Origin of the sequence: Mucilaginibacter terrae, from assembly GCF_042679325.1 — a bacterium.
Lineage (GTDB): Bacteria > Bacteroidota > Bacteroidia > Sphingobacteriales > Sphingobacteriaceae > Mucilaginibacter > Mucilaginibacter terrae.
The window spans coordinates 30,645-57,023 of record NZ_JBHTMJ010000006.1 but is presented as its reverse complement, the minus strand read 5'-3'; the positions used below and the strand labels follow the sequence as shown (position 1 = coordinate 57,023).

The 26,379-nt window shown below is 43.4% G+C and carries 25 protein-coding genes; 15 read left to right on the top strand and 10 right to left on the bottom strand.

The features are described 5' to 3' along the window. Nucleotides 1-53: 53 nt before the first annotated feature. Nucleotides 54-2,537: an endopeptidase La gene (gene lon, locus ACFQ3S_RS06455; protein ID WP_377162482.1), complete on the bottom strand. Its 2,484-nt coding sequence runs from the start codon at nucleotides 2,535-2,537 to the stop codon at nucleotides 54-56. Between the two features lie 533 nt (nucleotides 2,538-3,070). Between lon and ACFQ3S_RS06450 the strand changes: the two genes are divergently transcribed. Further along, the gene (locus ACFQ3S_RS06450; protein ID WP_377162480.1) at nucleotides 3,071-3,682 is read left to right on the top strand and encodes a tetratricopeptide repeat protein; all 612 of its coding nucleotides are present in this window, start codon (nucleotides 3,071-3,073) and stop codon (nucleotides 3,680-3,682) included. A gap of 129 nt (nucleotides 3,683-3,811) precedes the next feature. Here the strand turns inward: ACFQ3S_RS06450 and ACFQ3S_RS06445 are convergent, their stop codons facing one another. From ACFQ3S_RS06445 to nadC, 4 genes are read right to left on the bottom strand one after another with little or no spacing between them, the layout of a single operon-like run. Further along, complete coding sequence (locus ACFQ3S_RS06445) at nucleotides 3,812-4,543, bottom strand: YqjF family protein (RefSeq protein ID WP_377162478.1); 732 nt, start codon at nucleotides 4,541-4,543, stop codon at nucleotides 3,812-3,814. A 51-nt stretch (nucleotides 4,544-4,594) separates the two neighbouring features. Continuing rightward, entirely contained in the window at nucleotides 4,595-5,395 is an 801-nt protein-coding gene (locus ACFQ3S_RS06440) for a M48 family metallopeptidase (protein WP_377162476.1), read from the bottom strand. Nucleotides 5,396-5,407: 12 nt separating this feature from the next. Beyond that, the gene (gene plsY, locus ACFQ3S_RS06435) at nucleotides 5,408-6,055 is read right to left on the bottom strand and encodes a glycerol-3-phosphate 1-O-acyltransferase PlsY (RefSeq protein WP_377162474.1); all 648 of its coding nucleotides are present in this window, start codon (nucleotides 6,053-6,055) and stop codon (nucleotides 5,408-5,410) included. Between the two features lie 40 nt (nucleotides 6,056-6,095). After that, nucleotides 6,096-6,944 (bottom strand): carboxylating nicotinate-nucleotide diphosphorylase, encoded by an 849-nt coding sequence (gene nadC, locus ACFQ3S_RS06430; protein WP_377162472.1) that lies wholly within the window; start codon nucleotides 6,942-6,944, stop codon nucleotides 6,096-6,098. Nucleotides 6,945-7,142: 198 nt separating this feature from the next. Here nadC and gpmI point away from each other — a divergent pair, with 198 nt between their 5' ends. Together gpmI and ACFQ3S_RS06420 are read left to right on the top strand one after the other, a co-directional pair. Beyond that, the gene (gpmI, locus tag ACFQ3S_RS06425; RefSeq protein ID WP_377162470.1) at nucleotides 7,143-8,663 is read left to right on the top strand and encodes a 2,3-bisphosphoglycerate-independent phosphoglycerate mutase; all 1,521 of its coding nucleotides are present in this window, start codon (nucleotides 7,143-7,145) and stop codon (nucleotides 8,661-8,663) included. A 37-nt stretch (nucleotides 8,664-8,700) separates the two neighbouring features. Further along, complete coding sequence (locus ACFQ3S_RS06420; RefSeq protein ID WP_377162468.1) at nucleotides 8,701-9,213, top strand: hypothetical protein; 513 nt, start codon at nucleotides 8,701-8,703, stop codon at nucleotides 9,211-9,213. A 28-nt stretch (nucleotides 9,214-9,241) separates the two neighbouring features. Here the strand turns inward: ACFQ3S_RS06420 and ACFQ3S_RS06415 are convergent, their stop codons facing one another. Next, nucleotides 9,242-10,030, bottom strand: coding sequence for a DUF3050 domain-containing protein (locus tag ACFQ3S_RS06415; RefSeq protein ID WP_377162466.1), 789 nt, complete (start codon nucleotides 10,028-10,030; stop codon nucleotides 9,242-9,244). Between the two features lie 277 nt (nucleotides 10,031-10,307). Here ACFQ3S_RS06415 and ACFQ3S_RS06410 point away from each other — a divergent pair, with 277 nt between their 5' ends. The 3 genes from ACFQ3S_RS06410 to ACFQ3S_RS06400 all read left to right on the top strand — a co-directional run bounded on the left by ACFQ3S_RS06410 (nucleotide 10,308) and on the right by ACFQ3S_RS06400 (nucleotide 12,528). After that, entirely contained in the window at nucleotides 10,308-11,099 is a 792-nt protein-coding gene (locus tag ACFQ3S_RS06410) for a hypothetical protein (protein ID WP_377162464.1), read from the top strand. A 465-nt stretch (nucleotides 11,100-11,564) separates the two neighbouring features. Further along, entirely contained in the window at nucleotides 11,565-12,035 is a 471-nt protein-coding gene (locus ACFQ3S_RS06405; protein ID WP_377162462.1) for a sigma factor-like helix-turn-helix DNA-binding protein, read from the top strand. Next, nucleotides 12,019-12,528 carry a hypothetical protein gene (locus ACFQ3S_RS06400; protein WP_377162460.1) on the top strand — a complete coding sequence of 170 codons (510 nt, stop codon included), beginning with the start codon at nucleotides 12,019-12,021 and terminating at the stop codon, nucleotides 12,526-12,528. Before ACFQ3S_RS06405 ends, ACFQ3S_RS06400 begins: the two co-directional genes overlap by 17 nt. A gap of 139 nt (nucleotides 12,529-12,667) precedes the next feature. Here the strand turns inward: ACFQ3S_RS06400 and ACFQ3S_RS06395 are convergent, their stop codons facing one another. Both ACFQ3S_RS06395 and ACFQ3S_RS06390 read right to left on the bottom strand, forming a co-directional pair. Then, complete coding sequence (locus tag ACFQ3S_RS06395; RefSeq protein ID WP_377162458.1) at nucleotides 12,668-13,465, bottom strand: TIGR00266 family protein; 798 nt, start codon at nucleotides 13,463-13,465, stop codon at nucleotides 12,668-12,670. 95 nt (nucleotides 13,466-13,560) lie between these two features. Beyond that, complete coding sequence (locus ACFQ3S_RS06390; protein ID WP_377162456.1) at nucleotides 13,561-15,564, bottom strand: gliding motility-associated C-terminal domain-containing protein; 2,004 nt, start codon at nucleotides 15,562-15,564, stop codon at nucleotides 13,561-13,563. 127 nt (nucleotides 15,565-15,691) lie between these two features. Between ACFQ3S_RS06390 and ACFQ3S_RS06385 the strand changes: the two genes are divergently transcribed. Then, nucleotides 15,692-16,942 (top strand): DUF2130 domain-containing protein, encoded by a 1,251-nt coding sequence (locus ACFQ3S_RS06385; protein ID WP_377162454.1) that lies wholly within the window; start codon nucleotides 15,692-15,694, stop codon nucleotides 16,940-16,942. Nucleotides 16,943-17,252: 310 nt separating this feature from the next. After that, nucleotides 17,253-17,984: a DUF481 domain-containing protein gene (locus ACFQ3S_RS06380; RefSeq protein WP_377162452.1), complete on the top strand. Its 732-nt coding sequence runs from the start codon at nucleotides 17,253-17,255 to the stop codon at nucleotides 17,982-17,984. Between the two features lie 283 nt (nucleotides 17,985-18,267). Here ACFQ3S_RS06380 and ACFQ3S_RS06375 read toward each other — a convergent pair whose 3' ends face one another. After that, complete coding sequence (locus ACFQ3S_RS06375) at nucleotides 18,268-18,759, bottom strand: VOC family protein (RefSeq protein ID WP_377162450.1); 492 nt, start codon at nucleotides 18,757-18,759, stop codon at nucleotides 18,268-18,270. 54 nt (nucleotides 18,760-18,813) lie between these two features. Between ACFQ3S_RS06375 and yihA the strand changes: the two genes are divergently transcribed. The 7 genes from yihA (at nucleotide 18,814) to ACFQ3S_RS06340 (ending at nucleotide 25,904) form a co-directional block, all read left to right on the top strand. After that, nucleotides 18,814-19,422 (top strand): ribosome biogenesis GTP-binding protein YihA/YsxC, encoded by a 609-nt coding sequence (gene yihA / locus ACFQ3S_RS06370; protein ID WP_377162448.1) that lies wholly within the window; start codon nucleotides 18,814-18,816, stop codon nucleotides 19,420-19,422. A gap of 44 nt (nucleotides 19,423-19,466) precedes the next feature. Next, entirely contained in the window at nucleotides 19,467-20,330 is an 864-nt protein-coding gene (locus ACFQ3S_RS06365) for a UbiA-like polyprenyltransferase (protein ID WP_377162446.1), read from the top strand. Continuing rightward, a complete protein-coding gene (locus tag ACFQ3S_RS06360; RefSeq protein ID WP_377162444.1) occupies nucleotides 20,315-20,926 on the top strand; it encodes a Crp/Fnr family transcriptional regulator in 612 nt (203 codons plus the stop codon). Before ACFQ3S_RS06365 ends, ACFQ3S_RS06360 begins: the two co-directional genes overlap by 16 nt. 79 nt (nucleotides 20,927-21,005) lie before the next feature. Beyond that, a complete protein-coding gene (locus ACFQ3S_RS06355; protein WP_377162442.1) occupies nucleotides 21,006-21,932 on the top strand; it encodes an NAD-dependent epimerase/dehydratase family protein in 927 nt (308 codons plus the stop codon). Nucleotides 21,933-22,087: 155 nt separating this feature from the next. Further along, nucleotides 22,088-23,788: a M3 family oligoendopeptidase gene (locus tag ACFQ3S_RS06350; RefSeq protein WP_377162440.1), complete on the top strand. Its 1,701-nt coding sequence runs from the start codon at nucleotides 22,088-22,090 to the stop codon at nucleotides 23,786-23,788. 140 nt (nucleotides 23,789-23,928) lie between these two features. Continuing rightward, nucleotides 23,929-25,323 carry a DNA/RNA non-specific endonuclease gene (locus tag ACFQ3S_RS06345; protein ID WP_377162438.1) on the top strand — a complete coding sequence of 465 codons (1,395 nt, stop codon included), beginning with the start codon at nucleotides 23,929-23,931 and terminating at the stop codon, nucleotides 25,321-25,323. Between the two features lie 116 nt (nucleotides 25,324-25,439). Further along, nucleotides 25,440-25,904, top strand: a complete 465-nt coding sequence (locus ACFQ3S_RS06340; RefSeq protein WP_377162436.1) for a DUF2147 domain-containing protein — start codon at nucleotides 25,440-25,442, stop codon at nucleotides 25,902-25,904. A gap of 151 nt (nucleotides 25,905-26,055) precedes the next feature. Here ACFQ3S_RS06340 and trxA read toward each other — a convergent pair whose 3' ends face one another. Continuing rightward, a complete protein-coding gene (gene trxA, locus ACFQ3S_RS06335; RefSeq protein ID WP_377162434.1) occupies nucleotides 26,056-26,352 on the bottom strand; it encodes a thioredoxin in 297 nt (98 codons plus the stop codon). Nucleotides 26,353-26,379: the final 27 nt, after the last annotated feature.

The window sequence follows — 26,379 nt, the reverse complement described above, 5'->3', positions numbered from 1 at the left end:
AATATGATTTGCTGAAGCGTTTCCAATACTAAAACGCGTACAGGCTATAAGGATTAATCAGCATAATTTAAATGAGGCTTTTGGTCTTCCTTAACGGTAAGATTCAAAGGCTCATTCACTTTTTCCTGTAATAAGGCCAAATCAATTACCTCACGCATTTCTTTTACGTAATGAAACTCGAGGTCTTTAATATAGTCTTCCTTAATTTCGAGGATGTCTTTTTGGTTGCTTTGGCACAAAATGATCTGCTTGATATTGGCTCGTTTGGCGGCTAAGATCTTTTCTTTAATACCACCAACCGGCAACACACGGCCGCGGAGGGTAATTTCGCCTGTCATGGCTAAGTGTGGTTTTACCTTGCGCTGCGTAAATGCCGATGTTAAAGCCGTAAGCATGGTAATACCAGCCGATGGCCCATCCTTAGGGGTAGCGCCAGCCGGTACGTGTACGTGAATATCCCACTGCTCAAACAGCTTCTGGTCTATATTAAAATAACCGGCATGCGCCCGCAGGTAAGCCAGGGCAATAGTGGCCGATTCCTTCATCACATCGCCCAGGCTGCCGGTTAAGGTTAAACGACCTTTACCCGGACTTAAACTGGCCTCAATAAACAAAATATCGCCGCCTACCTGGGTCCAGGCCAGGCCGGTAACCACACCGGCAACCTCATTGTTTTCGTACAGGTCTTTATCGTAAATAGGTGCTCCTAAAAAGCGCTCTACATCTTTTTTACTTACTACAGGGGTGTAAGGCTCTTCCATAGCAATACTTTTGGCAATGCCCCGCACTACAGAGCCCACTTGTTTTTCTAAACCACGTACGCCCGATTCGCGGGTGTAATCTTCTATCACCTTTTCCATTACGTCGTTTTTAATAACCACGTCTTTGGTTTTTACGCCATGCGCTTCGCGTTGTTTAGGCAGCAGGTGCTGTTTGGCTATCTCAATTTTCTCTTCAATGGTATAACCGTTCACTTCTATAATCTCCATCCTATCCAGCAGGGCGGGTTGTATGGTACTTAGCGAGTTGGCAGTGGCAATAAACATCACGTTGCTCAGGTCAAAATCCAGCTCTACGTAATGGTCATAAAAGGTACTGTTTTGTTCAGGGTCTAAAACTTCCAGCAGGGCCGATGATGGGTCGCCGCGGAAATCGTTACCTACCTTATCTATCTCATCTAAAATAAACACCGGGTTGGCAGCACCGGCTTTTTTAATAGATTGCACAATACGGCCCGGCATAGCGCCGATGTAAGTTTTACGGTGACCGCGTATCTCGGCCTCATCGCGCACGCCGCCTAAAGCCATGCGTACATATTTACGGCCCAGGGCTTTTGCAATAGATTTACCCAACGAGGTTTTACCTACTCCCGGAGGGCCAACCAGGCATAGTATGGGCGCCTTCATGTTGTGCTTCAGCTTTAATACAGCCAAGTACTCAATAATACGGCGTTTAACCTTGTCCATTCCAAAATGGTCTTTATCTAAAACCTTTTGGGCGCGTTTCAGGTCGAAGTTATCTTTGGTGAACTCGTTCCAGGGCAAATCGAGCAAAAGTTCCAGGTAATTCATCTGTACCGAGTAATCGGCCGCGGCAGGGTTAATGCGTTGTAATTTTTCCAGTTCTTTATGAAAATGGGTGCTTACCTCTTTCGACCATTTCTTTTTGAGCGAACGGGTACGGAGGTTTTCGATTTCCAGATCGGGCGATGAACCACCCAATTCTTCCTGTATGGTTTTTAGCTGCTGGTTTAAAAAGTAATCGCGCTGCTGCTTGTCTAAATCGGTTCGTACTTTGGTTTGGATCTGGTTTTTAAGCTCCAGCATTTGCAAATCGGTGGTCAAATGCTCTAAAACGATACGGGCACGGTCGCGCAGGCTGGGCGTTTCCAACAGCAACTGCTTGGCCTCCATATCAGCATTCATGTTGGATGCAATGAAGTTGATCAAAAAAGAAGTGCTTTCAATATTACGGATAGCAATGCCTGCCTCGCTGGGTATGTTGGGCGATAGCTGTACAATGCTCATGGCCATGTCTTTAACCGACGATACCATGGCTTTAAATTCTTTATCTTCTTTAAAGGTAACTTCTTTAAAAGGCTCAATAGTGGCCTTTAAATAAGGTTCGTTCTGTATCTCTTCTTTAAGAATGAAACGCTTTTTGCCTTGTAAAATAACCGTGGTGTTACCATCGGGCATTTGCAGCATTTTAATAATCAATGCTGTGGTACCTACATTATGCAACTGGCTAAATTCGGGGTCTTCAGCGTTTATTTCGCGCTGGGCAACAACACCCACAATACGGTCGCCTTTGTTGGCATCGCGTATGAGTTTGATAGATTTATCGCGGCCTACGGTTATGGGTATAACCACACCGGGGAATAGTACGGTATTGCGTAAGGGAAGTATGGATAAAAATTCAGGTACTTGCTCATTATTCATTTCTTCTTCGTCCTCTGTTGACATCAGCGGGAAGAATTCTGAATCCTCGTTTATAATGGGTAATGTATTTTTAAAATCAAATGGATCGAAACTCATCAAGTACCTTTCTAATTATAGTAGTAAAAAACGTCATGTTGTCAGCCTGTACTAATATCGGCTGTTGACAGTATAACAAAAATACGCTTTTATGCGCTAATAAGGTAGTTGTTCAATTGATATGCCAATGTGTGGCGATGTGACAATTTACCATTATAGTACAATAAACTCCCAAAGAAGTAATTTTTGCATAGTTAATTGTAATTGATTTATTATTATTGCCAACTCATTCAGGTGAAAGTAGGGTGAAGCATACCCAGGGAAAATGCTTTTAAAAGCTGGGTGTTTCCTCTTTTAAGCAGGGTGGAGGGACTTGTACACCTTTTACAGGTTTTGGTTGACATACTGCCCTGTAATACACTCCTGCCAACGTTTAGTGTAGCTCTCCCCTATCAAAAGGGGACTGAAATTTTAAGATTGATTTACTTGGGAGTGTACAAATTGCTGTATTAAATTTATATTACTTATTATCCTACAATAAATAACATACATACCAGTTATATGTATGTGAATTGGTTTAGCATATTTTAATAATGAGACTGTCGGTCATATTGTCCTTTCTTATTGTATCCACTTTAGAAAGTTCGGCCCAAAACGCCTACCTTAAATTAGGTTACCAGGCGTTAATGGACAAGGACTTTAAAACTGCCGTACGCCAGCTGGAGAAAGCGTGTGTGGTTGACACCAATAACACTAATGCATTGTGGATGCTGGGTTATTCTTATTTTCACAGCGAAAACTATAAAAAATCTATAACGGCTTACACCAAAGTGCTGGCTATCAATCCAACCGATCAGGCTGCGTATTTTTTTAGATCGAAGGCTAAAAGTAACATGGCGAAAGATTTGCAGATACCGGCTAACGAAAAGGAGAAATGCCTGCTGGGAGCCATTGCCGACCTTACCAAAGCTATATTAATTAAAGCGGAAGACAGCTATTACCAGAACCGGGGTATTAATTACAAAGATTACGCGACGCTGAAAATGCAAACCGCATCGTTTGACAAAGCCCGCGCAGCAACCGCTCTTAAAGCCGCCATAGGCGATTTTGAACGTGTGCTGGATGGCAATCCCAGTCGAAGTGATATTTCGTCTTTGTTAGAGGTTTGCAAAGAAAAACTGGCTACAGTGTTGGGGCACAGGTAAATTATAAAATAATCTTACTTTTCTGAGTTTACTAAATAACCTGTTATTGCGAGGAGCGGTAGCAATGTTATTGCCATGCTATTGCTGGTAATAACATGAAATTTAGGATAATTAAGAAACTCTCAAACACTAATCACTACCTTTCCTAATCTTCTGCGCTACCCTAACCGCCACGGCAGATCCTTTGGCAAAAAATGCTGAAAAAGGTTGCTTTAAGTACGGCTCCAATGTTTTACCATAGAGCATGCCCACTTCGGCTTCAAAAACGGGATTGGTAACCAGTGCTATTTCCCACGAAGGGTGTTCTACAGCATACTCTAAAGTAGTGCTGGCATTAATAGAATTATACCCCCAGTAATGCTCAAATATAAATTGTTCGGCGCTACCTGTTTGCATAGGGGTGTATGCATCACTTACCGTAGCACCCAGTTTGTTCCACCAGCCATTGTATTTCCACTCGTATAAATATTCAGATTGCTGGTTTGGCAATAACTTTACCGAGTGCCTCATGGGCAGGGCTTTGTAGTGTTCGTTATAAAGGTTATTGGCAACAAGCGGTATTATTAATTTTGGTACAATTTCGCTGATAAAAACAGCACCGCGTTTCCATTCCTTTCCGTTAAAGTAACGCACGTAAAAGCGCAGGTTTACTTCTTCAAAGTTTACATGAAACGGCCATTTCACCCCCAGCACTTTGGTGTTTAAAAACATAAAGCCTACCATACTCACCAACGCCTTGCCTTGCCAAAGGTCAAGTTCGGTATAGGCAGGTAGGTAGGGCTTGAGCACTTCAGGGTCTACCTCGTAATTGATCATTAACAGATCGCGCCATTCGGCTTGCAGAAATTTGATTTTAGGCATAAATCATGTACGTAGCCCCTCCCTAACCCTCCCCGGGAGGGGCTTCTTTTATTATTTCTTATAATATTTCATCGCCTCGGGTATGCGGTTTTGAATTTCGCGGATCCGGGTGGCATCTGACGGGTGAGTACTTAAAAACTCTGGTGGTGCCGCACCGCCGCTTTTAGCAGCCATACGTTGCCAAAAACCAACAGCGGCGTTTGGATCATAACCGGCCATAGCCATAAAGGTTAAACCTAAGCGATCGGCTTCGGTTTCCTGGCCACGACCATAATGTAACAGCGCCAGTTGACTGCCGGTACCATACAAGGCATTCGTTATTTTTAATAAACCTGATTGTGAGCTATTTGAAGCCACACCAACCGCGGCGCCCAAACCCTGCGCTACGTATTCCTGTGAAATACGTTCGGCGGAGTGCTTGGCAATAGCATGACCAATTTCGTGACCCATAACGGTAGCTAAACCGGCATCGTCTTTAGTAATAGGCAAAATGCCGCTGTACACAGCTACTTTACCGCCGGGCATACACCAGGCGTTTACTTCGTTGCTTTCAATCAGGTTAAATTCCCATTGAAAGTTGTATTGGTCGCCATAACCGTTTTGGCTTAGGTAACGTTGAATAGCCGATGCCAGTTGATTGCCTACACGCTTAACACGCTGGGCATCGGCACTGCTGCTAATTACTTTGGTTTTAGGGTCGGACAGGAGTTGCTTGTAACTTGCCGCAGCCGATTCGTTAACCTGGGCATCGCCAACGGCTAAAAATTGTTTACGGCCGGTTAACGGTACCGTAGAGCACGAGTAAAATACAACGGCGGTTGTTAACGCCAGGATAAGTTTTGAAATTTTCATAAGATAGATGTTTTAGGCTAATTTTTTTTTAAACAGGTTTACTTTCGACTCCTTGCCTTTGAGCAAACGTTCAATATTTTTTTGATGGGTTACCAAAATAAGCACACATATACACATACTATATATAATAACCGATTTAATATACATCGGAAATATAAAAGTTACGCCTATAGAATAGGTAAAGCCGCCCAATATGGAGCTGAGCGATACGTATTTGGTTAACAGCAAAACAATAATAAAAACCAGCACGCAAAGTAAGGCGGCATGCAGGTTAACAGCTAAAACCATTCCAAAAAGTGTAGCCACACCTTTGCCGCCTCTAAAACCTGCAAAAACCGGGAACAAATGGCCCATTACCGCGGCAATACCTAAAGCCAGCTCATAGTTAATAAAGGCTGCCGATTGGTGCCCACCGGTGGTAGTAACGCTCAAAAAATAAGCTAGGTTGGTGGCCGTCCATCCCTTTAGTATATCCATTAGCATAACGGGTATGCCGGCCTTTTTGCCCAGTACTCTAAACGTATTAGTAGCACCGGCGTTACCGCTGCCGTATTCCCTCACATCTATCCCATAAAAAGCTTGACCTATCCATACTGCGGTAGGAATAGAGCCAAACAAGTAGGCCAGTATAAGCACTAAAACAGAGTAGATAGTTATCATTTTGCCACAATAATACTAAATGAATGCAATATCAAGGTTTTTATTGCTTAACGGCTTTTAAACTCAGGTCCAAACTTTTTACCGAATGGGTTAACGCGCCTACCGATATATAGTCCACACCGCAGGCGGCATAATCCTGTATATTGTCTTCGGTAATACCTCCCGATGCCTCAGTAGCATACCTACCCGATATAATATTTACCGCATTTTTTAGATCGGGGATCTTAAAATTATCTAACAAAATGCGGTCGATACCGCCGGTTTCCAAAACCTGGTCAAGCTCTTCCTGGTTGCGTACTTCAATTTCAATTGGCAGCTTTTTGTTTTCGGCTTTTAAATATTCGTGCGTATTATAGATAGCTTCACGCACACCGCCTGAGTAATCTACATGGTTGTCCTTAATCAAGATCATATCGTACAATCCAAACCGGTGGTTTACACCGCCGCCAATTTGTACGGCCCATTTTTCGAGGTAACGGAAGCCGGGCGTGGTTTTGCGGGTATCGAGTACTTTGGTATTGGTGCCTTTCAGCATATCGGTTATACGGCGCGCTTTGGTGGCAATGCCGCTCATGCGCTGCATACAGTTCAACACCAAACGCTCGGCGCGTAATATGCAATGCACGCTGCCTTCTACGGTAAAGGCTATATCTTTAGGTTTAACCCATGCGCCGTCTTGTATTAAAACATCCACTTTAAGATCGGGGCTAACCATGCGAAAGATTTCCACGGCCAGTTCAACGCCGGCCAGTATGCCGGTATCTTTAACCAACAGGCGGGCTTTGCCCATAGTACCTTCGGGAATAGTAGCTAACGAGGTATGATCGCCATCGCCTACATCCTCGGCCATGGCCCGCTCAATAAAAGCATCAACAAGTTCTTTATCCAAAATAGTAAGTATTTACGTTTCAAAAGTAAAACAATTAGTTAGGATTTAGTTTTTCGAATTTATGATTAGTTGAGTGGTTGAGTGAGTTGATTGGTTAAGTAGTTAACTGCTTATGTGGTTAACAGCAACCGGTAAATAACTATTCAACTACTCACAATTCAACTTCCCACCAATCAACTAATCAACTATATTTGCCCTGTGGAAAATAAAAAAGTTGCCTTATTAATATTAGATGGCTGGGGATACGGCCGTCAGGACGAATCGAACGCCATATATATGGCCAATACCCCGTTTTTTGATGAGATGCTCCAAAAGTACCCTAACTCCAAACTGGTAACCTCGGGCACTGCTGTAGGTTTACCCGAAGGGCAAATGGGCAACTCGGAAGTGGGCCACATGAACTTAGGCGCTGGCCGTGTAGTTTACCAGGAACTGGGCCGTATTAACAAAGCGGTAGACGATAATGAGTTTCCTAATATTAATGTGGTTAAGGAAGCTTTTGAATACGCTAAGCAAAACGATAAAGATGTACACCTGATAGGCTTAGTATCTGACGGGGGCGTACACTCACATACCAAACACCTGAAAGGCCTGTGCGACGCAGCCGTAGGTTTTGGTTTGGAAAAAATATTTATTCATGCCTTTTTAGATGGCCGTGATACCGACCCTAATTCGGGTATTGGTTACATTACCGACCTGGAAATTGCCATAAGCCAGCAGCCGGTTAAACTGGCCTCTGCCATTGGCCGTTATTACGCCATGGACCGCGATAACCGCTGGGAGCGTGTTAAACTGGCTTACGATCTGCTGGTGAACGGCACCGGCCGACCTGCCATGAACATGGTAGAAGCTATTAAAGAATCGTATGCCGATGGCGTAACCGATGAATTTATACAGCCTATTATTCGCACCGATGTTGACGGCAACCCTATTGCTACTATTAAAGATGGTGATGTGGTGATTTGCTTTAACTTCCGTACCGACCGTGGCCGCGAAATTACCCAGGCTTTGTGTCAGAAAGACTTCCCGGAGCAAAATATGCACGCGCTCAACCTGCGGTATATTACCATGACCACGTATGATGAAACGTTTAATAACGTACAGGTGATCTTCACTAAAGATGATTTGAGCAACACCCTGGGCGAAGTTTTACAGAACGCCGGTAAAAACCAGATCCGCATTGCCGAAACGGAAAAGTACCCGCATGTTACTTTTTTCTTTTCAGGTGGACGTGAGCGTGAGTTTAGCAACGAAAAACGCCTGATGGTGCCATCGCCTAAAGTGGCTACTTACGATCTGCAGCCCGAAATGAGCGCCGAAGGTATCCGTGATGCCATACTGCCCGAACTGCACAGCGGCTGGGCCGATTTTATTTGCCTCAACTTTGCCAATACCGATATGGTGGGCCATACCGGTGTATTTAATGCTGTGGTTAAAGCTGCCGAAACGGTTGATGCCTGTGTGAAAACCCTGGTGGAAACCGGATTGCAAAACGGCTACTCATTCATCATCATTGCCGATCATGGTAACGCCGATTACATGATCAATGAGGATGGTTCGGCAAACACGGCACACACCACTAACCTGGTGCCATGTATTTTGATTGATAAAGATATTCAGCACATTAACGACGGTAAACTGGGCGATATAGCGCCAACCATTTTAAGTATATTAGGTGTGCAAATACCTGAAGTGATGACGGGTGATGTATTGGTGTAAAACTTTTTTCAACAGCATTAAGCTGATATTTAGCATCATGATCTGTATATCTGTGCTGGCAGCTTGCCGGCCAGATGTACAAGTGAACGGCGCTAAGCGTTATTTCGACCTCAAAAGTTTTGTGAACGCCGATTCGGCCCGTTTAATTAAGAACCATGTTGTGGTCAGCAAAACGGTATGGCATAATGAAAGTGCCCCGCAAACCAAGCAAATAAAGGTTAACAACTGGGGGCAGGAGCTAAGCCTGTTCGCCGCGTCGGACATTAATAAGCCGGCCTGGAGAGATAGCTACAAAACACTGAATCAGGGCGATTCGGTGGTTTATACCGCTACCGATCCGCATTTAATAACCCGCCGCATGGTGGTACAAACGGTTAATGGTAAGGTGAAAAAGATCCGGGTAGATAATTTTACTCAAAACCTGTTGTATAAAACTTCAGAACACCTTACTTACTACCCCGATTCGTTATACCTGATCGATAAGCTGCAGCAGGTAAAGTTTTTGGGCGCTAACCACTACGTAATTAAAGGGGTTATTCCAAAGTTTTAACGGCCTTCTCTTTTATTAATATCAGGAGCTACCCGTTTACCGGTATGCTGATAACTGCCGATATGCCATCCCATAAAGCTATACGTGCCTGTAGGGAAGCTTCTACGGCCTTTGTGGCTTCCTGCCATTTAATATCATCAGTACCGCAAAGTTCGGCGGTCATCTGGTAAGCCAGGTGGGAGTGATGGTCGCCGTCTACCTCAATATGGCGCTCCAGGTAATACAACAGCAGATCTACCTTGCCCGGAAACTGACTGCTGATCTCTTTAACCATGCTGATAAACATACCGGGTATCAGGTCTTCGCGACCGAAAGTGAATACGGCTGCCTGTATGTGCGCCTGGTTGGTATCTATTACCTCAAAGGTATGCTGCACAAAATTACGTGCCGCTACAGGTATGTCGGCAACACTTAATGCTTCCTCAATAGGCTTACCGCTTTGCAATTTATTAAATAAGGCATTTATAGCTTGAGCACTGCTGCCCGCTTGCTGCATGGCACGCAAGTATAGCTCAAAATGGCTGGTACGGTTACCCTGCTCGTCCACATCGCTTTCCTCACCGGTCACTATCTCGTTAATTAAGTAACGGGTATTGGCACTGCCCACCGGCATCCACGGCACCTTGGTACAGGTTAGTTTTTGCTGCAACGTTTTCAACAACGACATGAAATCCCACACGGCAAAGGCATGATGCTCCATAAAGTTGGTCAGGTCTTCCAGTGTTTGCATTTGGCGGTACAACGGATGCTGAATGAGTTGTGCCCTTAAAGGTTCTATTTGGTGCTTTAATTGGGCTATGCGATCGTTGGTTATCATGTTTTCGTTATAATATGGGTCAAAAATAGAAGGTGTTAAGGAAGAAAAGCGGGTAGTTGGTTTTTATGACGAAAATTTGAATCTAAACGTGTGCGGTTTACATATTGTCGCTTTCAATAATCTCACACTTTGAGCAAATAGTTGGTATTAATAAACAATTTTTACAAAAGTAGTACGGTGATAACACCGAACAAAAACATCAATAACCTTCAAATTAATCTTGAAATTTGTCACACTTTTTGTCTTTATTGTGTCTAATAGAAAATATCTTAAAACGATGAAAAGAAGAGTTACATTTTGCTTTATTTTTTGTTCACTTACAATTTTAGCTCATGCTCAAACACGTCTGCGTATAATTGCAACGGTACACAATCCAACAAAGTACATAACACAAGATTCCTTAATAAAGGTGCTTGAGGCTTTTAAACCTGATATTATTTTGATGGAATGGGATACATCGCTCATTGACGATAAAGGAAATATTAAATTGACTAAACAGCAGATGGCTAATTCTTTGGAAGGCCAAACCGCACAGTTTTACATACAACAACATCCACAAACTGCAATTAGAGGTTTTGACATAGACTATCGAAATAAGTTTTACAAAGAACATAATACCTTTTCCAACGAAATTAAAATGGGTAATTTAATAGATAGTATGTATAAGAAAAATCTACTAAATGATACGACTTGGTTTATTGTAAATGCTCTATATAGTGCTAATCAGATACTAAACAATTTCAGCCACATGAAATTGAAAGACATCAATTCAGCGCTATGTATGCAAGCAGCATCCTTACGGCAAACTTTGCTGTATAAACGCGAAACAGAAATTATACATTATAACCAATACTTGAAAAGTTGGTACAGCTTTGCAAAAGAAAATGCTGATTTCTGGGAATTACGTAACAAAATAATGACTAAAAATATTTTAAAATATATTAAAATGTACCCCCGGAAAAAGATTGCAGTTATGGTTGGATTTTACCACAAGTATGCCTTAATTGATTATTTGAAGCCGTTATCTATCAACAAAAAATTTGTTTTAGCTGATTATACAGACAATTAGTTGCGCGAGTAAATACAGTTGGCCAAAGGCCGGTTAATAGTTGCCACTTGGCTGGATCCATTCGCCGGCAGATTATAAAAAAACATGTCATTGCCACGTGGCTATCGCTCGCAATAACATGAAAACAAAGAGTCTCAAAAGTACATCCAAGGATGTGCTTTTGAGACTCCCGACTCCCGACTCCCGACTCCCGACTCCCGACTCCCGACTCCCGACTCCCGACTCCCGACTCCCGACTCCCGACTCCCGACTCCCGACTCCCGACTCCCGACTCCCGACTCCCGACTCCCGACCTCGGCGTTTAAGCATTTCTTTAAATAAATAAGGATTACGCTATGTTACCGGGTAACGAATAAATAATTTATTTTCAAAAATTGCGCATAAAATTAAAACATAATTAATAAAGCACTTTTTTCAACTGCAGTTGATGCTATATTTGTAACAAAGTTATTGTAAGCCATTACTGTGGACCTTAAATTTAACCAACCTCAAAGTACCGTTAACAACTATAATGCAACATACGCTTTATACCAGCGTTATGGAAGCTTGTTATTAGGCTATATTACTGAAGTATTGAAAGACGCCAACCTGGCCGAGCAGTGTTTAATTGAAGTATTTAAACAGGTGCAGGCTAAAGTTGGAGAGTACGTTTATGCCGATAATCCCTGGTTAAAGTTGCAGCGACTAACCAGAAATGTGATTTGCAGCCATCATAAACCGGCAGTTACCAAGGAAAACGGTAGTGATAGCTGGACCGCGGCTGCCAACAAATACACCGGGTTAATGAGCGCTGAGCAGCAGCAGGTTTTTTGCGGCATACATTACCAGCAAAAAAATTTGGATATGCTGGCAACCGAGTTGAACAAAACCCAGGAGCACATCAGGCAATTATTAAGGGAAGCTTTGATCATTATTAGAAATGAACAGAAACGTTAAAGAATTTATTGAAAGCGGCGTACTGGAGGCTTACGTAATGGGATCGGCATCGGCAGGTGAAGAGCAAGAGGTGTTGCGTATGAAAAATAACTATGCGCAAGTGCAGGAAGCTATAACCGAACTGGAAACAGATCTGGAAGAGCTGGCCCGTAGCATTGCCGTACCGCCGCCACCAAATATGTGGAACCGCATTGAAACCGAATTTAATGAAATAGCCACTATCCCCAATAACCCGTTAGAAATTGGAGATCGACAGAAAAGACAATACCGGGAGCGTGAAAATAAAGAGAATCAATATATTCATGTGGAGTCGGAAAGTACCCACATGCGCATCCATAAAAACTGGAAATATGTTTTTGCTGCGGTGTTTATTTTAGGTAAGATATTTTTAGGCTGCGCCATTTACTTCTACCTCGAAAACCGCCAGGCCCAGCAAAATATTCAGGAACTGAAGCAGGAGTTGAGGAGGGAGTCTAAAGTCTTAAGTCGATAAGTCTTTAGTTTTAAGTCAGAAGTCCTTGGTCGGGAAAGTCCGAAGTTTTTACCCTGAAGTTATACCGACTTTGGACTGAAAACTTCGGACTTCTTATTTACTTCGGACTCTCCGACCAAAGACTCCTCTGACTCAAAACCTATCTCCCGTCCCCGTCCAGCAAATTGCCAAGGCCGCCTAAAATACTGCCTTCTTCGCGCCTTCCACCGGGTGCGGCAAAACTTAAAATACGGCTGGCTAAGCGGCTTACCGGCAGGGTTTGTATCCATACTTTGCCCGGTCCGCGCAGGGTGGCAAAAAATACACCTTCACCGCCAAACACTTTATTGCGGATGCCGCCTATGTATTCAATATCAAACTGTACGCCCGAGGTATAGCCTACCAGGCAACCGGTATCAATCTTAATCATTTCGCCGGCTTGCAGGTTGCGTTCAAATACATGTCCGCCGGCGTGCATAAAGGCCATGCCATCGCCCTGCAGGCGCTGCATAATAAAGCCCTCACCACCAAATAAACCGGTACCCAGCCTGCGCTGAAATTCAATGTTAATAGCCACACCCTTAGCCGCGCACAAAAAGGCATCTTTTTGGCAAATAACCGAATTACCTAAGGTCATTAAATTTAACGGGATAATTTTACCCGGGTAAGGGGATGCGAAACTCACGCGGCGTTTGCCGTGGCCTACATTGGTAAAGGCGGTCATAAACAAACTTTCGCCGGTAAGCAGGCGTTTGCCCGCACTAAAGAGTTTACCCATCAGTCCGCCGCCGCCCTGCTGATCGCTGCCGTCGCCAAAAATGGTTTGCATTTGTATGCCGTCGTCCATCATCATAAACGCGCCACTTTCGGCAACGGCGGTTTCACTCGGGTCGAGCTCAACTTCTACATATTGCATCTCTTCGCCAAAAATGCGGTAGTCAATTTCGTGGTTTTGCATAACTAATTGAAGTTTTATATTAGATGTATATTTAAAAGATATATTACAAATTTTTAATAAATAAAAAATGGCTGGCATTACCATGTAATGGCTCATCAGCGTATTAACGTTACAAATCCTGAGTTTTTAATGTAATTACCTTTTAGGCCCGTTGCGGTAAGTATATAATAATAAGTGCCTGTTGGCATTTGATTGTTGCCATAGGTGCCGTCCCATTTTTTAAGTGGATCACGTGATTGGAAAACCTGCTGGCCCCAGCGCGTATATATAATTAGCTGGTAAGTGTTAATATTAGAAATACTTACACCAAATAAATCGTTTACACCATCGGCATTGGGAGTAAATGTGTTAGGGATGAAAATGATGTTTTCGGCATCTACTACATACTGCCCCTGTACCGTAAAAGACGAACAAAAGTTATTAAATGCAAAAAGCCTGATGTAGTATGAACCAGGCTTGGTATATTGATGTACCGGGTTCTCAAGCGTTGAGGTGGAGCCGTCCCCAAAGTCCCACAGGTAGCGGTCGGCATATAACGATCGGTTATTGAAGGTTATACTAACCGGGAGATCCAGTTTAGTACCCATTTTTGGATCGGTAGTAAACGTAGCGACCGGTTTATTATAGATCCCGGTTACCTCAATACTGGATGTTTCGCCCGGACAATAATCTAAATAAGCGGTTACATTATAGGTTCCGGCCTGTAACATGCTGGTAACAGGGATGCTTACCTTAGCTGATGTTGCTGAATAATTATCAGGACCGGTCCACCTATAATTTATACCGGGTTGTTCGGTTACACTAAGTTCCATAACATCACCTATGCAAAAGTTATTTTGGTTAATAACTATAACCGGCTTTTCGGGCAGTATTACCACAGGAACGTCTAAAGGTTTTGTAGTAAGGGCACTGCAACCTATATCGTTTGTGGCCGTTAGGGTAATGTTCTTAATACCAGGGCTGGAATAATATACGGTGTATTTTCCGGTGGCATCCACATCAATAAGTTGCGCGCCACTGCCAAAATCCCATTTTAAATCAGTGTAATTGGCGCTGTTGTTCTTTACATAATAAGTACGGTTAGCCAAGCACGAATCGGCCAGTGAAACTTCAATATCAGCATCAGGGCTGGCAAAGGTACTGGTACCGCCAACGCCGTTCTGGTCGGCAAAACTTAAAGTGAGGCCGGCGTTAATGCTGGTAAAATTGTTGATTAATAACGCGTAGTAGTGGCCTTCCTGCATATCAAGGTAGCGTAACATGCCATTTTGCCCGCTGCCGCAACCCGATTGTTCGCTAACGTCCGTCTCGGTAAATGAAAGCCCGGTTTTATAATACAGCGGCTCGTTTGGGCAGGAGCTGTTATCAACGCCGTGGCCCGCCGCGCAGCGTAAAACGTTAGCCGCATTGGCGTTGGCGCAATTATCCGAAGTACCCAGATCGTATAATACAAAATCAATATCATCAGTAGTTTTATCGGGGGTAATGGTAAACACCAATGGGCCGCTGGTGGCTGCACGCCATTTATACCAAACCGAGTTCGATTCGGTACCACCCATACAAGTGCCCGCACTTTCGTTGTTGCTGATGCCGGCACCACTCACTACATTTTGCCGGAAAGTGGAATTGTTACATAGGTATAAGGCTGTTGAACAATCTTGCCCGGCCTGTACAGGCGAACTGAAATTATTGATACAAAGCTGAAAAGAACCCTTGTTTCCGTTGGCATCATTTACTTTGATGTAATAGGTTGAGCTAACGGTTAAACCACCTTTATAGTAAGTGCTTATATTGTCTATAGTATTAAGAGATCCAACGATTGACCCGCCCAGGCAGTCTTGAGAGAGGGTTAGCACCGGTATAAAAAGACTATCGGCCTTATTGCCTTTTACAGTGATATTAACATCGGTTTTGGTAGCGGTAAATTTGAACCAGGTTTGGCCATTCTGGCTTAAATCGGTGTTAGAATACTGGTTTGCGTTTGAGCAAAAATTACTTAACTGAGTTAAGTTTATAGCCTGCTGACAACTAAAGCCAGTTTGAGCCCGGCAATAAACGTTACTAATAATAAGTAATAAAGCAAATAGGCCCAATTTCATACGCTGCTAAAATAACTATTCTATTAAAAGCTGTACTAATAATAGTTGCGGCAAGTCAATTTAATTTTTACTAATATTTTTATCAAAATTACCGCTACCTTTAACTCACCTTTAAGGTAATTGATGTATGGCAACCGAAGTAAAATGTCCTAATTGTAGTCACAGCTTTCCTATTGAGGAAGTGATGACCGAAGAATATAAAAAGCAGCTGCGCAAGCAAATGCAGCAATATACCCAGCAAAAGGAAGATGAGTTTAGGAAGAAAGAAGAAGAATTTGCTACTAAACAACGTCAGCAGCAACACCAGTTCGAGGTTCGTTTAAATGAGGAGAAACGCGAGTTGCAGCAGAGCATGGAAGAAAGTTTGCGCCGGTCTATACAAGCAGATGTAGAGAACCAAATGCGGATGCTCGAAAATTCGGTGAAGGAATCGGACGAAAAACTGCGTACTTCCCGACAAAAAGAGCTGGAGTTTTTACAGAAAGAACAAAACCTCAAACAACGCGAAGAAGAACTGGAGCTGGTAACCCAGCGCAAATTGCAGGAACAGCGCGAGGCCCTGGCCGAGCAGATTCGCAAGCAGGAAGCCGAAAAGTTTTCGATGCGCGATACCGAGTACCAGTTTAAGGTACGCGAGCTGGAAAAACAACTGGACGATCAAAAGAAACTGGCCGATGAAATGAAGCGTAAGGCCGAGCAGGGTTCTATGCAATTGCAAGGCGAAGTGCAGGAACTGATACTGGAAGAGCAGTTGCGCAGCTATTTCCCATTCGATATGGTGAACGAGGTAGGCAAGGGCATCCGCGGGGCCGATTGTGTGCAAACCGTGCGCAACCAATTTGGGCAGGAATGCGGCAAAATTATTTACGAAAGCAAACGCACTAAAGATTTTGGGATAGACTGGATAGAGAAGCTTAAAAAAGACATGCGCCATACCGGTGCCGATGTGGCCGTAATTGTAACTCAATGCTACCCTAAAGATATGGACTGCTTTGGCGAAAAGGATGGGGTATGGATTTGCTCGTTTACCGAGGTTAAGGCGGTATCGTACGTTTTGCGCGAAAGTGTAATGAAAACCTCGGCCATTTTAAAGGCGCAGGAAGGTAAGGGTGACAAAATGCACTTGCTGTATGATTACCTGATGAGTAACGAGTTTAAAGAGCAGTGGAAAGCCCTGCGCGAAGGATTTACCAGTATGCGCATGTCCATACACCGCGAACGTGAAGCCATGGAAAAAATGTGGAAGGTACGCGAGAAGCAACTGGAAAAAGTATTGCTGAGCGCCGTACACATTCAGGGTTCTATTGAAGGCATAGCCGGCAGTGAAAATATTCAGCTGAGTTTGACCGATGATGAGGATCTGCTGATGTTAGGGTAAAATTGCAAAGCAGTTGCCGCTCGGCTCCAGCCGAGTGGCAAATATTGAACGGCCTCCGGCCGACACTCTGTACTTTTGTCGTTAATGGTCGATGGCGGCCGGAGGTAGCTTCATAGTGCTCACTCGGCTGGAGCCGGGCGAGGGCGGAGGACTTAGAAAGCCGTACAAGTCTTTGACAAGCTCAGACTAACAAATATTTAACGTTATATCATATTAGATCATAGGGTAGGGGCGAAGCCATTTCCACATTAAAACCACAAACAATACCGGCTGTTGGGTTGTCGGGTATAAGGCAAACAAACTACCGCGTATGTATAAATGCTTAATTATTCTGCTCTTTTTACAAACCGCCTACACCGCCCGGGCCCAGTTTAATGATACCACAAATTACCACGTCATCTACAATTCAACCGGCTCGGTGAACCGCGCACGCGATGGTAATGCTTACCTGCTTAATAACGGACTGCGCTTTGAGGTGAAAAAGAAAAGCGTTGCCTTTAACGCTACTAATAGCTGGGTTTACGGTAAATTCAATGGTGATCTTACCAATAATGATTTTTCTTCATCTATCGATTTTAACTTGTATAAAGCCATACCGCATGCTTATTATTGGGGATTGGTGAACTATAACACCAGCTACTCGCTCAAAATAAACAAGCAACTGCTGGCAGGTGGTGGTATTGCCTATAGTATTTATGACCGCCCCAATGCTTACCTTAATGTAAGCAACGGTATTTTGTACGACCTGAGTGATATTAACACCAACGATACCACCCGCGAGGTGTACAACACGTACCGCAATTCCTTCCGGGTGCAACTTCACTTTGTGATCGGTAACCTCATTACCTTAGATAGCGGCAACTTTCTGCAAAATTCTTTAAACCGCAAGGGCGATTATATACTGCGTTCGACATTTGGCCTGGGTTTTAAAATTAGCAACTGGTTAAATCTCAACAGTAACCTGTCGTACAATAAAATATCGCGCACCCAAAGCGAAAACCTGTTGCTTACCTACGGGTTAAAAGTAGAGAAGTATTTTTGAGAACCTATACGGTACTTTCGGCAGGGCTATCTGTCCCCTTATTTAGGTAAGCTGCATTCCTGGTTCATATCTAAAGCAAACTGCCTGTCTGAAGTTTTAGCATGAAAATTAAAAGCATGTGTAAACCCTTAAACTATTTTAAATTCTTAAAAAATTAATCACTGTTTGCAGTTACATGCCCTATTAAATAGCTTTTCAAGTCATCACTTAAAGTAATAATAGTAAATTAAGTTACTGTTAAAGAAGTATTTGAATAAATTATATCAACTTTAACTTTATTTAATTATTTTAACTCTGCCAGTAAATCTTCCACATCTAACCGCTGGGTAAACATGGTTAGTTCGCCCGCTTCGTCTTGGGGCCATTGGTCTTTAGGGCGGTCCCAGTACAGTTCAACGCCGTTCATATCGGGGTCGTTCAGGTATATGGCTTCCGATACGCCATGGTTTGATGCGCCGGTAATTTGCTGGTATTTTTCATCAATCAGGCGTTGAAAAATGGCGGCCAGGTCTTTACGCTGCGGGTACAATATTGCGGTATGGTATAAACCCGGATACTGCTCGGGAGCAGGACCCGAACCTAAGCTATGCCAGGTATTTAAACCAATATGGTGATGGTAACCTCCGGCCGATATAAAGGCCGCCTGGCTACCGTACTTCATCATCAATTCAAAACCCAGTAAGCCGCAATAAAAATCAATGGAGCGTTGCAGATTGCTTACTTTTAAATGCACGTGACCTATACGGGTTTGCACAGGTATTTGGTAATCATCCATAATAATATATGTTTAAACATCAAATTTACAGGATACAACAGTTACCTTTGTACCATGATTGTCAAATCTGCTGAATTTATTTGCAGTAACACGCAAATTTCTAAACTCCCGCCACCCGAAAAGCCCGAATACGCTTTCATCGGCCGATCTAATGTGGGTAAATCTTCATTGATCAACATGCTGGTGAACAAAAAAGGCCTGGCCAAAACTTCTCAAACGCCCGGGAAAACCCAATTGATTAACCATTTTTACATCAACGAAGAATGGTATTTGGTTGATTTACCCGGTTATGGCTACGCACGGATCTCTAAAAGTAAAAAAGAGGATTGGGATAAGTTTATACGTACCTACCTGGATAAACGTGAAAGCCTGCAATGTGTATTCGTACTGATAGATGGTAGGCACGAGCCTCAAAAAATAGACCTTGCCTTTTGCAATTGGCTTGGCGAAAAAGGATTATCATTTGTGCTGGTATTTACTAAAGCCGATAAGCAATCGGGCTTAAAAACAGACCAAAATGTGGCCCTGTTTAAAAAAGCTTTAGGAGAAACCTTTGAGGAAGTACCACAATGCTTTGTAACTTCTGCCGAAAATAAACTGGGTCGGGATGATGTGCTTGGCTTCATTGATAGTGTAAACAAGGCTTTTGTGAAGAATTGGTAGTGGAACTTGCCCCTATCAGGAGGCGAATCAAATTGATAATAAAAATGAAAAAATACTTTTCCTTAGTTACTTTTTCGCATACCATATTTGCCATGCCGTTTGCTTTTATCGGCTTCTTTTTGGCAGTAACTACCACCAGTCATTCATTTGAGTGGAGTAAATTGGTGCTAATGCTGCTATGTATGGTATTTGCCCGTAACTCGGCCATGGCGTTTAACCGGTATCTGGATAGAGACATCGATGCTAAAAACCCACGCACCAAGGTGCGTGATATTCCCGCCGGAAGAATTTCACCAAGTGCGGCGTTAACGTTCACTATCGCTAACTGCCTGTTATTTATTGGCACTACCTGGTTTATTAACCTGCTGGTGTTTTACCTTTCGCCGGTGGCCTTGCTGGTAGTACTGGGTTATAGTGCTACCAAGCGTTTTACGGCGTTATGTCACCTGGTATTGGGGCTGGGGCTTTCGTTAGCTCCTATAGGGGCCTACCTGGTTGTAGCAGGAGAGTTTGCCATGTTGCCGGTGCTCTTTTCGCTGGCGGTGGTTTGCTGGGTAAGTGGTTTCGATATTATATATGCCCTGCAAGACGAAGACTTTGACCGTAACGAAAAGCTGCATTCCATTCCCAGTGCGTTGGGTACCGAAAAAGCCTTAGCCTTATCTACCTTATTGCATGTGCTTTCGGCCGTGTTTGTCATACTTCCTGCGGTTATTACACCGGGCGGCTTTGGCATTCCTTATTACATTGGCATAGCCGTTTATTGCAGCATGTTGGTATATCAGCATCGCTTAGTTAAGCCTACCGATTTGAGCCGTGTTAATTTTGCATTTATGACCACCAACGGTATTGCCAGTGTGGTTTTTGCTGCCTTTTTTTTAATAGATAGGTTATGGATACGCAAATAGAGAAGCATCTTCTTTTTTACCGTGAGTACCTCAATAAGCTGGTGGTTTTTAACGATGAAGAATGGAACGTCTTTAAACAGTATTTGCGCCTTAAAACGCTTAAAAAGAAAGAGTACTTTACCTGCGCTGGTGAAATTTGCAAAGAGGTAGGCTTGATTATCGCCGGATCGGCACGTTATTATTTTGTTAAAAATGGTGAAGAGATAACTAACTATTTTTGTTTAGATGCCGAATTCGTTAGTTCTTATAAAAGTTTTTTGAGGCAGGAACCCAGCCAGGCATCCATACAGGTTTTAGAAGATACTCTGCTCATTACATTCTCCAATAAAGCTGTAAAGCAACTTTTAGATAACCCGGTAACGGCTTACAAAATGGAACGCTTCGGCAGGCTCATTGCGGAGTATTTAATTTGCTGTTATGAAGAACGGGTGCAATCCTTCGTTACCCAAACCCCCGAAGAGCGTTATGCTACGCTTTTAAATTGCAATTCGCCTTTGTTGCAACGCATACCGCAGCACTACCTGGCTAATTACCTGGGCATAACGCCGGTATCGCTTTCGCGCATCCGCAAACGTATTTTCGAACCGGTTAAATAAATAGTCGTTTTTCTTATCTTTTGTTAACGTTTTAACGTTAGGGTTTAGCATAGTTTTGTTTCAACAAATAAACAAAACTATGCATACTATATTAGGAGCCGGTGGACCGGTTGCCAACGCTCTTACCGCCCAATTGATTCAAGCCAATCAAAATATTCGCCTGCTTAGTCGCCGGCCGGTTAACATAACCAACCCTAAAGTTCAATGGCACAAGGCCGATCTCTTGCAAGCGGCTGAAGTTATAGCAGCCACTAAAGGTTCGACAGTGATTTACCTGTGCGCGGGTTTGATTTACGATAAGGACGTATGGAAGCAGCAGTGGCCGGTTATTATGCAAAACGTGATCAATGCCGCTAAAGAAAACAACGCCCGGCTTATATTTTTCGATAATGTGTACATGTACGGTTTGGTTGACGGGCCCATGTTAGAGACAACGCCATACAATCCAATAAGTGCAAAAGGAGAGGTGAGGGCAAAAGTGTCAACTCAATTAATGGATGAGGTAAAGGCTGGTAACTTACAGGCTACCATAGCTCGTGCCGCCGATTTTTATGGTTCCGAAAGCTTAAACAGCTTTGTGGATAAAATGGTTTTAAGTAAATATTCCAAAGGCGAAACAGCCATGTGGCTGGGTAAACCTAACACTAAGCATAGCTTTACATACATACCCGATGCTGGCCGCGCTATGTACCTGTTAGGGCAAAGCCCGGAGACGGATAACCAGATCTGGCATCTGCCTACAGCTCCACCTTTAACCGGTACTGAGTTTATGAACTTAGCAGCAAGCGTATTTAATGTTCAACCTAAATATATGAAGGTAAACAAACTGATGCTGCAACTCCTGGGTTTGTTTGATAAGGTGACTGGAGGCGCAGTTGAAATGTATTACCAGTACAACCACCACTATATATTTAATTCCACAAAGTTTGAAAAGGCATTCGGCGTGCAACCTGTTTCTTATGCCGATGGAATTAAGCACTTATCACAAACCTTATTTAAAGCCTGATCCTAATTCGCTGAATTGATGAATTGACAGAATGATGACTACTCTTTCAAAATTCAGCTAACCCTAAAGTACTGTAAATTCTGATTCCGACATATTCTGTAAATTCAGGTTCAAACAATTTTCTGCACATTTGCACATCTGCATATTTTTAAACTATGATACCTGTAAAAGAAAGAAAATACATACCCGCTCAATTGGAAATTAAGTGGGAAACCCTGGAGCCGTTTTACCAGGAACTGAGTACCCGCGTTATTAATTCAGTTGAAGAACTGGAGTATTGGCTGCGCGACCGCAGCGAACTGGAAGCAGCCCTGGAAGAAGATTTTGCCTGGCGTTACATCCGCATGACCTGCGATACGGCCAGCGAAGAACTATTAGTCAACTTTCAATATTTTGCTACCGAGATAGAACCTAAAATTGCGCCGTTCAATAATCAGCTTAATGAGAAATTAGTTGATAGTGAATATTTTAGCAATCTTGACCACGATAAATACTTTATATACTTGCGTGGTGTTAAAAAAGCTTTAGAACTATTCAGGGAGGAGAATATCCCGGTACAAACGGAGATCCAGGTAGAGCAGCAAAAGTACCAGAGCATCACCGGTGCCATGTCGGTATTAATAAACGATAAGGAGTTTACGCTGGAACAGGCCGGTGCTTTAATGAAAGATACCGATCGCAGCAAAAGGCAGGAGGTTTGGGAAAAGATAACTGCCCGCCGTTTGCAAGACCGTAAGCCACTGAACGAACTGTTCGACTTGTTACTGGTGCTGCGTCATAAACTATCGCTGAATGCCGGTTTCGAAAACTTCCGGGATTACATGTTCCAGGCATTGGGCCGGTTTGATTATACCCCTCAGGATTGCTATGCTTTTCATGAAGCTATAGAAACCGAGATAGTGCCCATTTTGCGCGAGCAGGCACACAAGCGTCAGGAAGCTTTGGGTTTGAATTCTTTGAAGTCCTGGGATATGGATGTAGACATCACCGGAAAGCCTGCTTTAAAACCTTTTACCGATGGTGCCGACCTGGTAAACAAGTCTATCGATTGTTTTAACCGCATTAGCCCTTACTTGGGCGAGCGTTTAGAACTCATGAAGGCCAACGGGTTGTTCGATGTGGAGAGCCGCAAGGGAAAGGCTCCAGGTGGTTATAATTACCCACTGGCCGAAACCGGTGCGCCATTCATTTTTATGAACTCGGCCAATACATTCCGCGACCTCACCACCATGGTGCACGAAGGGGGCCACGCGGTACATACTTTCCTCACTGCCGACCTTGAACTGAACGATTTTAAACATTGCCCGAGCGAAGTGGCCGAACTGGCATCAATGTCTATGGAGTTAATTTCTATGGATAATTGGGATGTTTATTTCGACAATGAAGAAGAGCTGAAACGTGCCAAGCGTGATCAATTAATAGATGTGTTGAAAACCCTGCCCTGGGTAGCCGTGGTCGATCAGTTTCAACACTGGTTATACACCAACCCCGACCATACCGATGCCCAGCGTACCGATGCCTGGATACAGATATACGAGCGTTTTGGTGCCGGTTTTATTGACTGGAGCGAACACCCTGAAGCCGAAGCCAACCTATGGCAAAAGCAATTGCATATATTTGAAGTGCCGTTTTACTATATTGAATATGGCATGGCCCAGTTAGGCGCTATTGCCGTTTGGAAAAACTATAAAGAAAATCCTGAAAAAGGACTGCAACAATACCTGGATGCCCTGAAACTGGGTTATACCAAAACCATCAAAGAAATTTACGAAACGGCCGGCGTTAAATTTGATTTCAGCGCGGGTTATGTAAAAGAGCTCGCCGCTTTTGTAAAAAGCGAACTGGATAAAATCTGAGGCGAGAGTACAGAGTCTTGAGTTCTGAATTATTATGTTATTGCGAGGAGCGATAGCAACGTAGCAACCGCAAGCGTTCATTAACTCCTTGCAATAATAGTAATTTAACACTTTATGCTTTAGGTATTTAATTAATTTACATGAAGCAAAGTATTATATATAATATTATCTTTATAGCACTCGTGCTGCTATCCGCTTGCGATAACAGCAAGCAGCAAGGTAACAATACCGTCATCAATAAAGGTGTTTCGCCCATTATAAAAGAAACCTTTGAAGCAGGTGTTAAAAATAGTTACGACCCTGCAAAAGTAACGCTCAATAGCGGTACCTGGTACCTTGATGATGCGTTGATAGCCAGTACCGATAAAGATGCCCGGGCAGGCCGGCACTCGGTACGAATGCGCAACAAAGGCATGCTGCGTATGGAGTTCGATGTAAATGGCGCATCTAAAGTAACGGTAAAACATGCTGCTTATGCCCGTAACAAAACCTTGGGCTGGCAGCTAAAAATATCCGTTGATGGAGGTAAAACATACACCCAGGCCGGGGCCGATATGGTGACTAACGAGCACCATTTGCAAACAGTAACCTTCATTATTAACCACCAGGGTACTATACGTTTCGAACTGTGCAAAACCTCGGGCGGTGGTAACCGCATTAATATTGATGATTTTACAGTTTACAGTTTTGATGACCATGTGCCCGCTATTGACCGAAAAAGCACATCACCAACCACTGATACACCCGTTGTGGGCGATAACGGTAACCTGCTTTTAGGTAATCCAAGTAACGCCGTTACCAGCACCCGCATGCCCGATAATTACTTAATTACACAGCCATACTATACGCTAAGCTACAACCGCAGCAGGGGCGGCCCTAATTGGGTGAGCTGGTATGTGGGTGAGGAATGGTTGGGCGATATTAAGCGGGTAAACGATTTCAGGGCCGACGATGCGCTTCCGCGCAACTGGTATCATGTGCAAAATACCAGCTACCAGGGAAGCGGTTTCGAGCGCGGGCATAACTGCCCATCTGCCGATCGTTCCAATTCGTTAAAAGCCAACTCAGCAACTTTTTTAATGACCAATATGATACCGCAGGCACCCGCCAACAATCAGCATACCTGGGGTAACCTGGAGGGCTATGAACGCATGCTGGTGAACAAGGGTAATGAGGTTTATGTAATGATGGGTAGCTACGGCAGCGGCGGTTATGGCACCCGTGGCTTTCACACCACCATTGATAGCGGGCGCATCACTGTTCCTGCTTATATATGGAAGGTGGTTGTGGTGTTGCCTAACGGCAATAATGATTTGCACAGGGTAGATGCCACTACCAGGGTAATAGCCGTAATAACACCCAACAATAATGCGGTTAAACCCAACTGGACCAACTACCTATGCACCGTTCGCGATATTGAAAAAGCTACGGGGTACAACTTGTTATCCAAGCTCCCCAAAGCAGTACAGGATGCGGTAGAAATGCGAAGAGATGCCGGTATAGACCCCGACGATGGTTATGTATCGCGTTATTAATATTGCTCATTGTCCTGTTCATAGTTCTAACAAATGTTTATTGTTTAATTATTTATTGTAAAACAATTGTAAAATTCTGAAGGTTATTTCTTAACTTGTAAAAAGCAATAATTGCTATGTTTAAGAAATTCACGCTCAGTATTTTATTGCTTATTTTAGTATGCATTTCCATTGATGCATCGCAAATTACTATACAACCAAGCGACAGGATTTGTGGCAAATGGCGGTCGGATAAAAAGAATTGTATAGTGCAGGTTTTTAAGGATGGCGAGGCTTACAAGGCAAAACTGCTTTGGTTCGACGACTCGGACGAACCCGGCAAACCAATGGAAACCCGTACCGATATTAAAAACCCTGATGTCAACTTACGCTCGCGCAAACTTATTGGCATGAACGTGCTGGAAGATTTAACCTATAAACCTAAAACCAATAGCTGGGAGAATGGGATGATCTATGATGCCCAATCCGGTAAAAAGTGGAACTCATCCGCATCCTTAACACTCGAAGGAACACTCAAGGTAACCGGCTACTGGCATTTTAAATTTATAGGGCGCACCATGGGCTTTCATAGGGTACAGTAAAGTTTTGTTTTTACCTTAATATGGTAGGCAACGGATAGCCAATACAATTAATATTTGGGGCGTTTCCCTCCGGGTCAGGCTTTCCGCTCATACTGCACAGGCCTTAGCCACAGGCCGGTATCCGCTTCAATCCTTAACGCTTAAGCGAGATTTACAAATGCTGCTCAATTACCTGCTGTATTTGGCTGGCTTGTAGCACTCCGCTTTGTCTCCACTTATTTTCGCCATTCTTAAAAAGGATAAGCGTAGGTACACCTTGTATGCGATAAGCTTCGGCTACTGATGGGTTTTTATCAATATCAATTTTAACGATCTTCACCTTTTCGCCCATGTTGTCCTTAACCTGTTTTAAGATAGGAGCCATCATTTTACACGGGCCGCACCACTCGGCCGAAAAATCAACAAGTACTGGTTGAGCAGAATTTATTATTTCTGAAAATGTTGCCATGATAATTATGTTTGTTGTTTAACAACT

Bases quoted from the DNA above. Each gene is read 5' to 3' on its own strand.
- ACFQ3S_RS06395 (WP_377162458.1), bottom strand. From the start codon at position 13,465: ATGCAAAACCACGAAATTGACTACCGCATTTTTGGCGAAGAGATGCAA.
- ACFQ3S_RS06420 (WP_377162468.1), top strand. From the start codon at position 8,701: ATGATCTGTATATCTGTGCTGGCAGCTTGCCGGCCAGATGTACAAGTG.
- ACFQ3S_RS06340 (WP_377162436.1), top strand. From the start codon at position 25,440: ATGTTTAAGAAATTCACGCTCAGTATTTTATTGCTTATTTTAGTATGC.
- ACFQ3S_RS06375 (WP_377162450.1), bottom strand. From the start codon at position 18,759: ATGGATGATTACCAAATACCTGTGCAAACCCGTATAGGTCACGTGCAT.
- ACFQ3S_RS06410 (WP_377162464.1), top strand. From the start codon at position 10,308: ATGAAAAGAAGAGTTACATTTTGCTTTATTTTTTGTTCACTTACAATT.
- trxA (WP_377162434.1), bottom strand. From the start codon at position 26,352: ATGGCAACATTTTCAGAAATAATAAATTCTGCTCAACCAGTACTTGTT.
- ACFQ3S_RS06355 (WP_377162442.1), top strand. From the start codon at position 21,006: ATGCATACTATATTAGGAGCCGGTGGACCGGTTGCCAACGCTCTTACC.
- ACFQ3S_RS06415 (WP_377162466.1), bottom strand. From the start codon at position 10,030: ATGATAACCAACGATCGCATAGCCCAATTAAAGCACCAAATAGAACCT.
- plsY (WP_377162474.1), bottom strand. From the start codon at position 6,055: ATGATAACTATCTACTCTGTTTTAGTGCTTATACTGGCCTACTTGTTT.
- ACFQ3S_RS06440 (WP_377162476.1), bottom strand. From the start codon at position 5,395: ATGAAAATTTCAAAACTTATCCTGGCGTTAACAACCGCCGTTGTATTT.
- ACFQ3S_RS06445 (WP_377162478.1), bottom strand. From the start codon at position 4,543: ATGCCTAAAATCAAATTTCTGCAAGCCGAATGGCGCGATCTGTTAATG.
- lon (WP_377162482.1), bottom strand. From the start codon at position 2,537: ATGAGTTTCGATCCATTTGATTTTAAAAATACATTACCCATTATAAAC.
- ACFQ3S_RS06350 (WP_377162440.1), top strand. From the start codon at position 22,088: ATGATACCTGTAAAAGAAAGAAAATACATACCCGCTCAATTGGAAATT.
- ACFQ3S_RS06390 (WP_377162456.1), bottom strand. From the start codon at position 15,564: ATGAAATTGGGCCTATTTGCTTTATTACTTATTATTAGTAACGTTTAT.
- yihA (WP_377162448.1), top strand. From the start codon at position 18,814: ATGATTGTCAAATCTGCTGAATTTATTTGCAGTAACACGCAAATTTCT.
- ACFQ3S_RS06380 (WP_377162452.1), top strand. From the start codon at position 17,253: ATGTATAAATGCTTAATTATTCTGCTCTTTTTACAAACCGCCTACACC.
- ACFQ3S_RS06365 (WP_377162446.1), top strand. From the start codon at position 19,467: ATGAAAAAATACTTTTCCTTAGTTACTTTTTCGCATACCATATTTGCC.
- ACFQ3S_RS06360 (WP_377162444.1), top strand. From the start codon at position 20,315: ATGGATACGCAAATAGAGAAGCATCTTCTTTTTTACCGTGAGTACCTC.
- ACFQ3S_RS06400 (WP_377162460.1), top strand. From the start codon at position 12,019: ATGAACAGAAACGTTAAAGAATTTATTGAAAGCGGCGTACTGGAGGCT.
- ACFQ3S_RS06385 (WP_377162454.1), top strand. From the start codon at position 15,692: ATGGCAACCGAAGTAAAATGTCCTAATTGTAGTCACAGCTTTCCTATT.
- ACFQ3S_RS06450 (WP_377162480.1), top strand. From the start codon at position 3,071: ATGAGACTGTCGGTCATATTGTCCTTTCTTATTGTATCCACTTTAGAA.
- ACFQ3S_RS06345 (WP_377162438.1), top strand. From the start codon at position 23,929: ATGAAGCAAAGTATTATATATAATATTATCTTTATAGCACTCGTGCTG.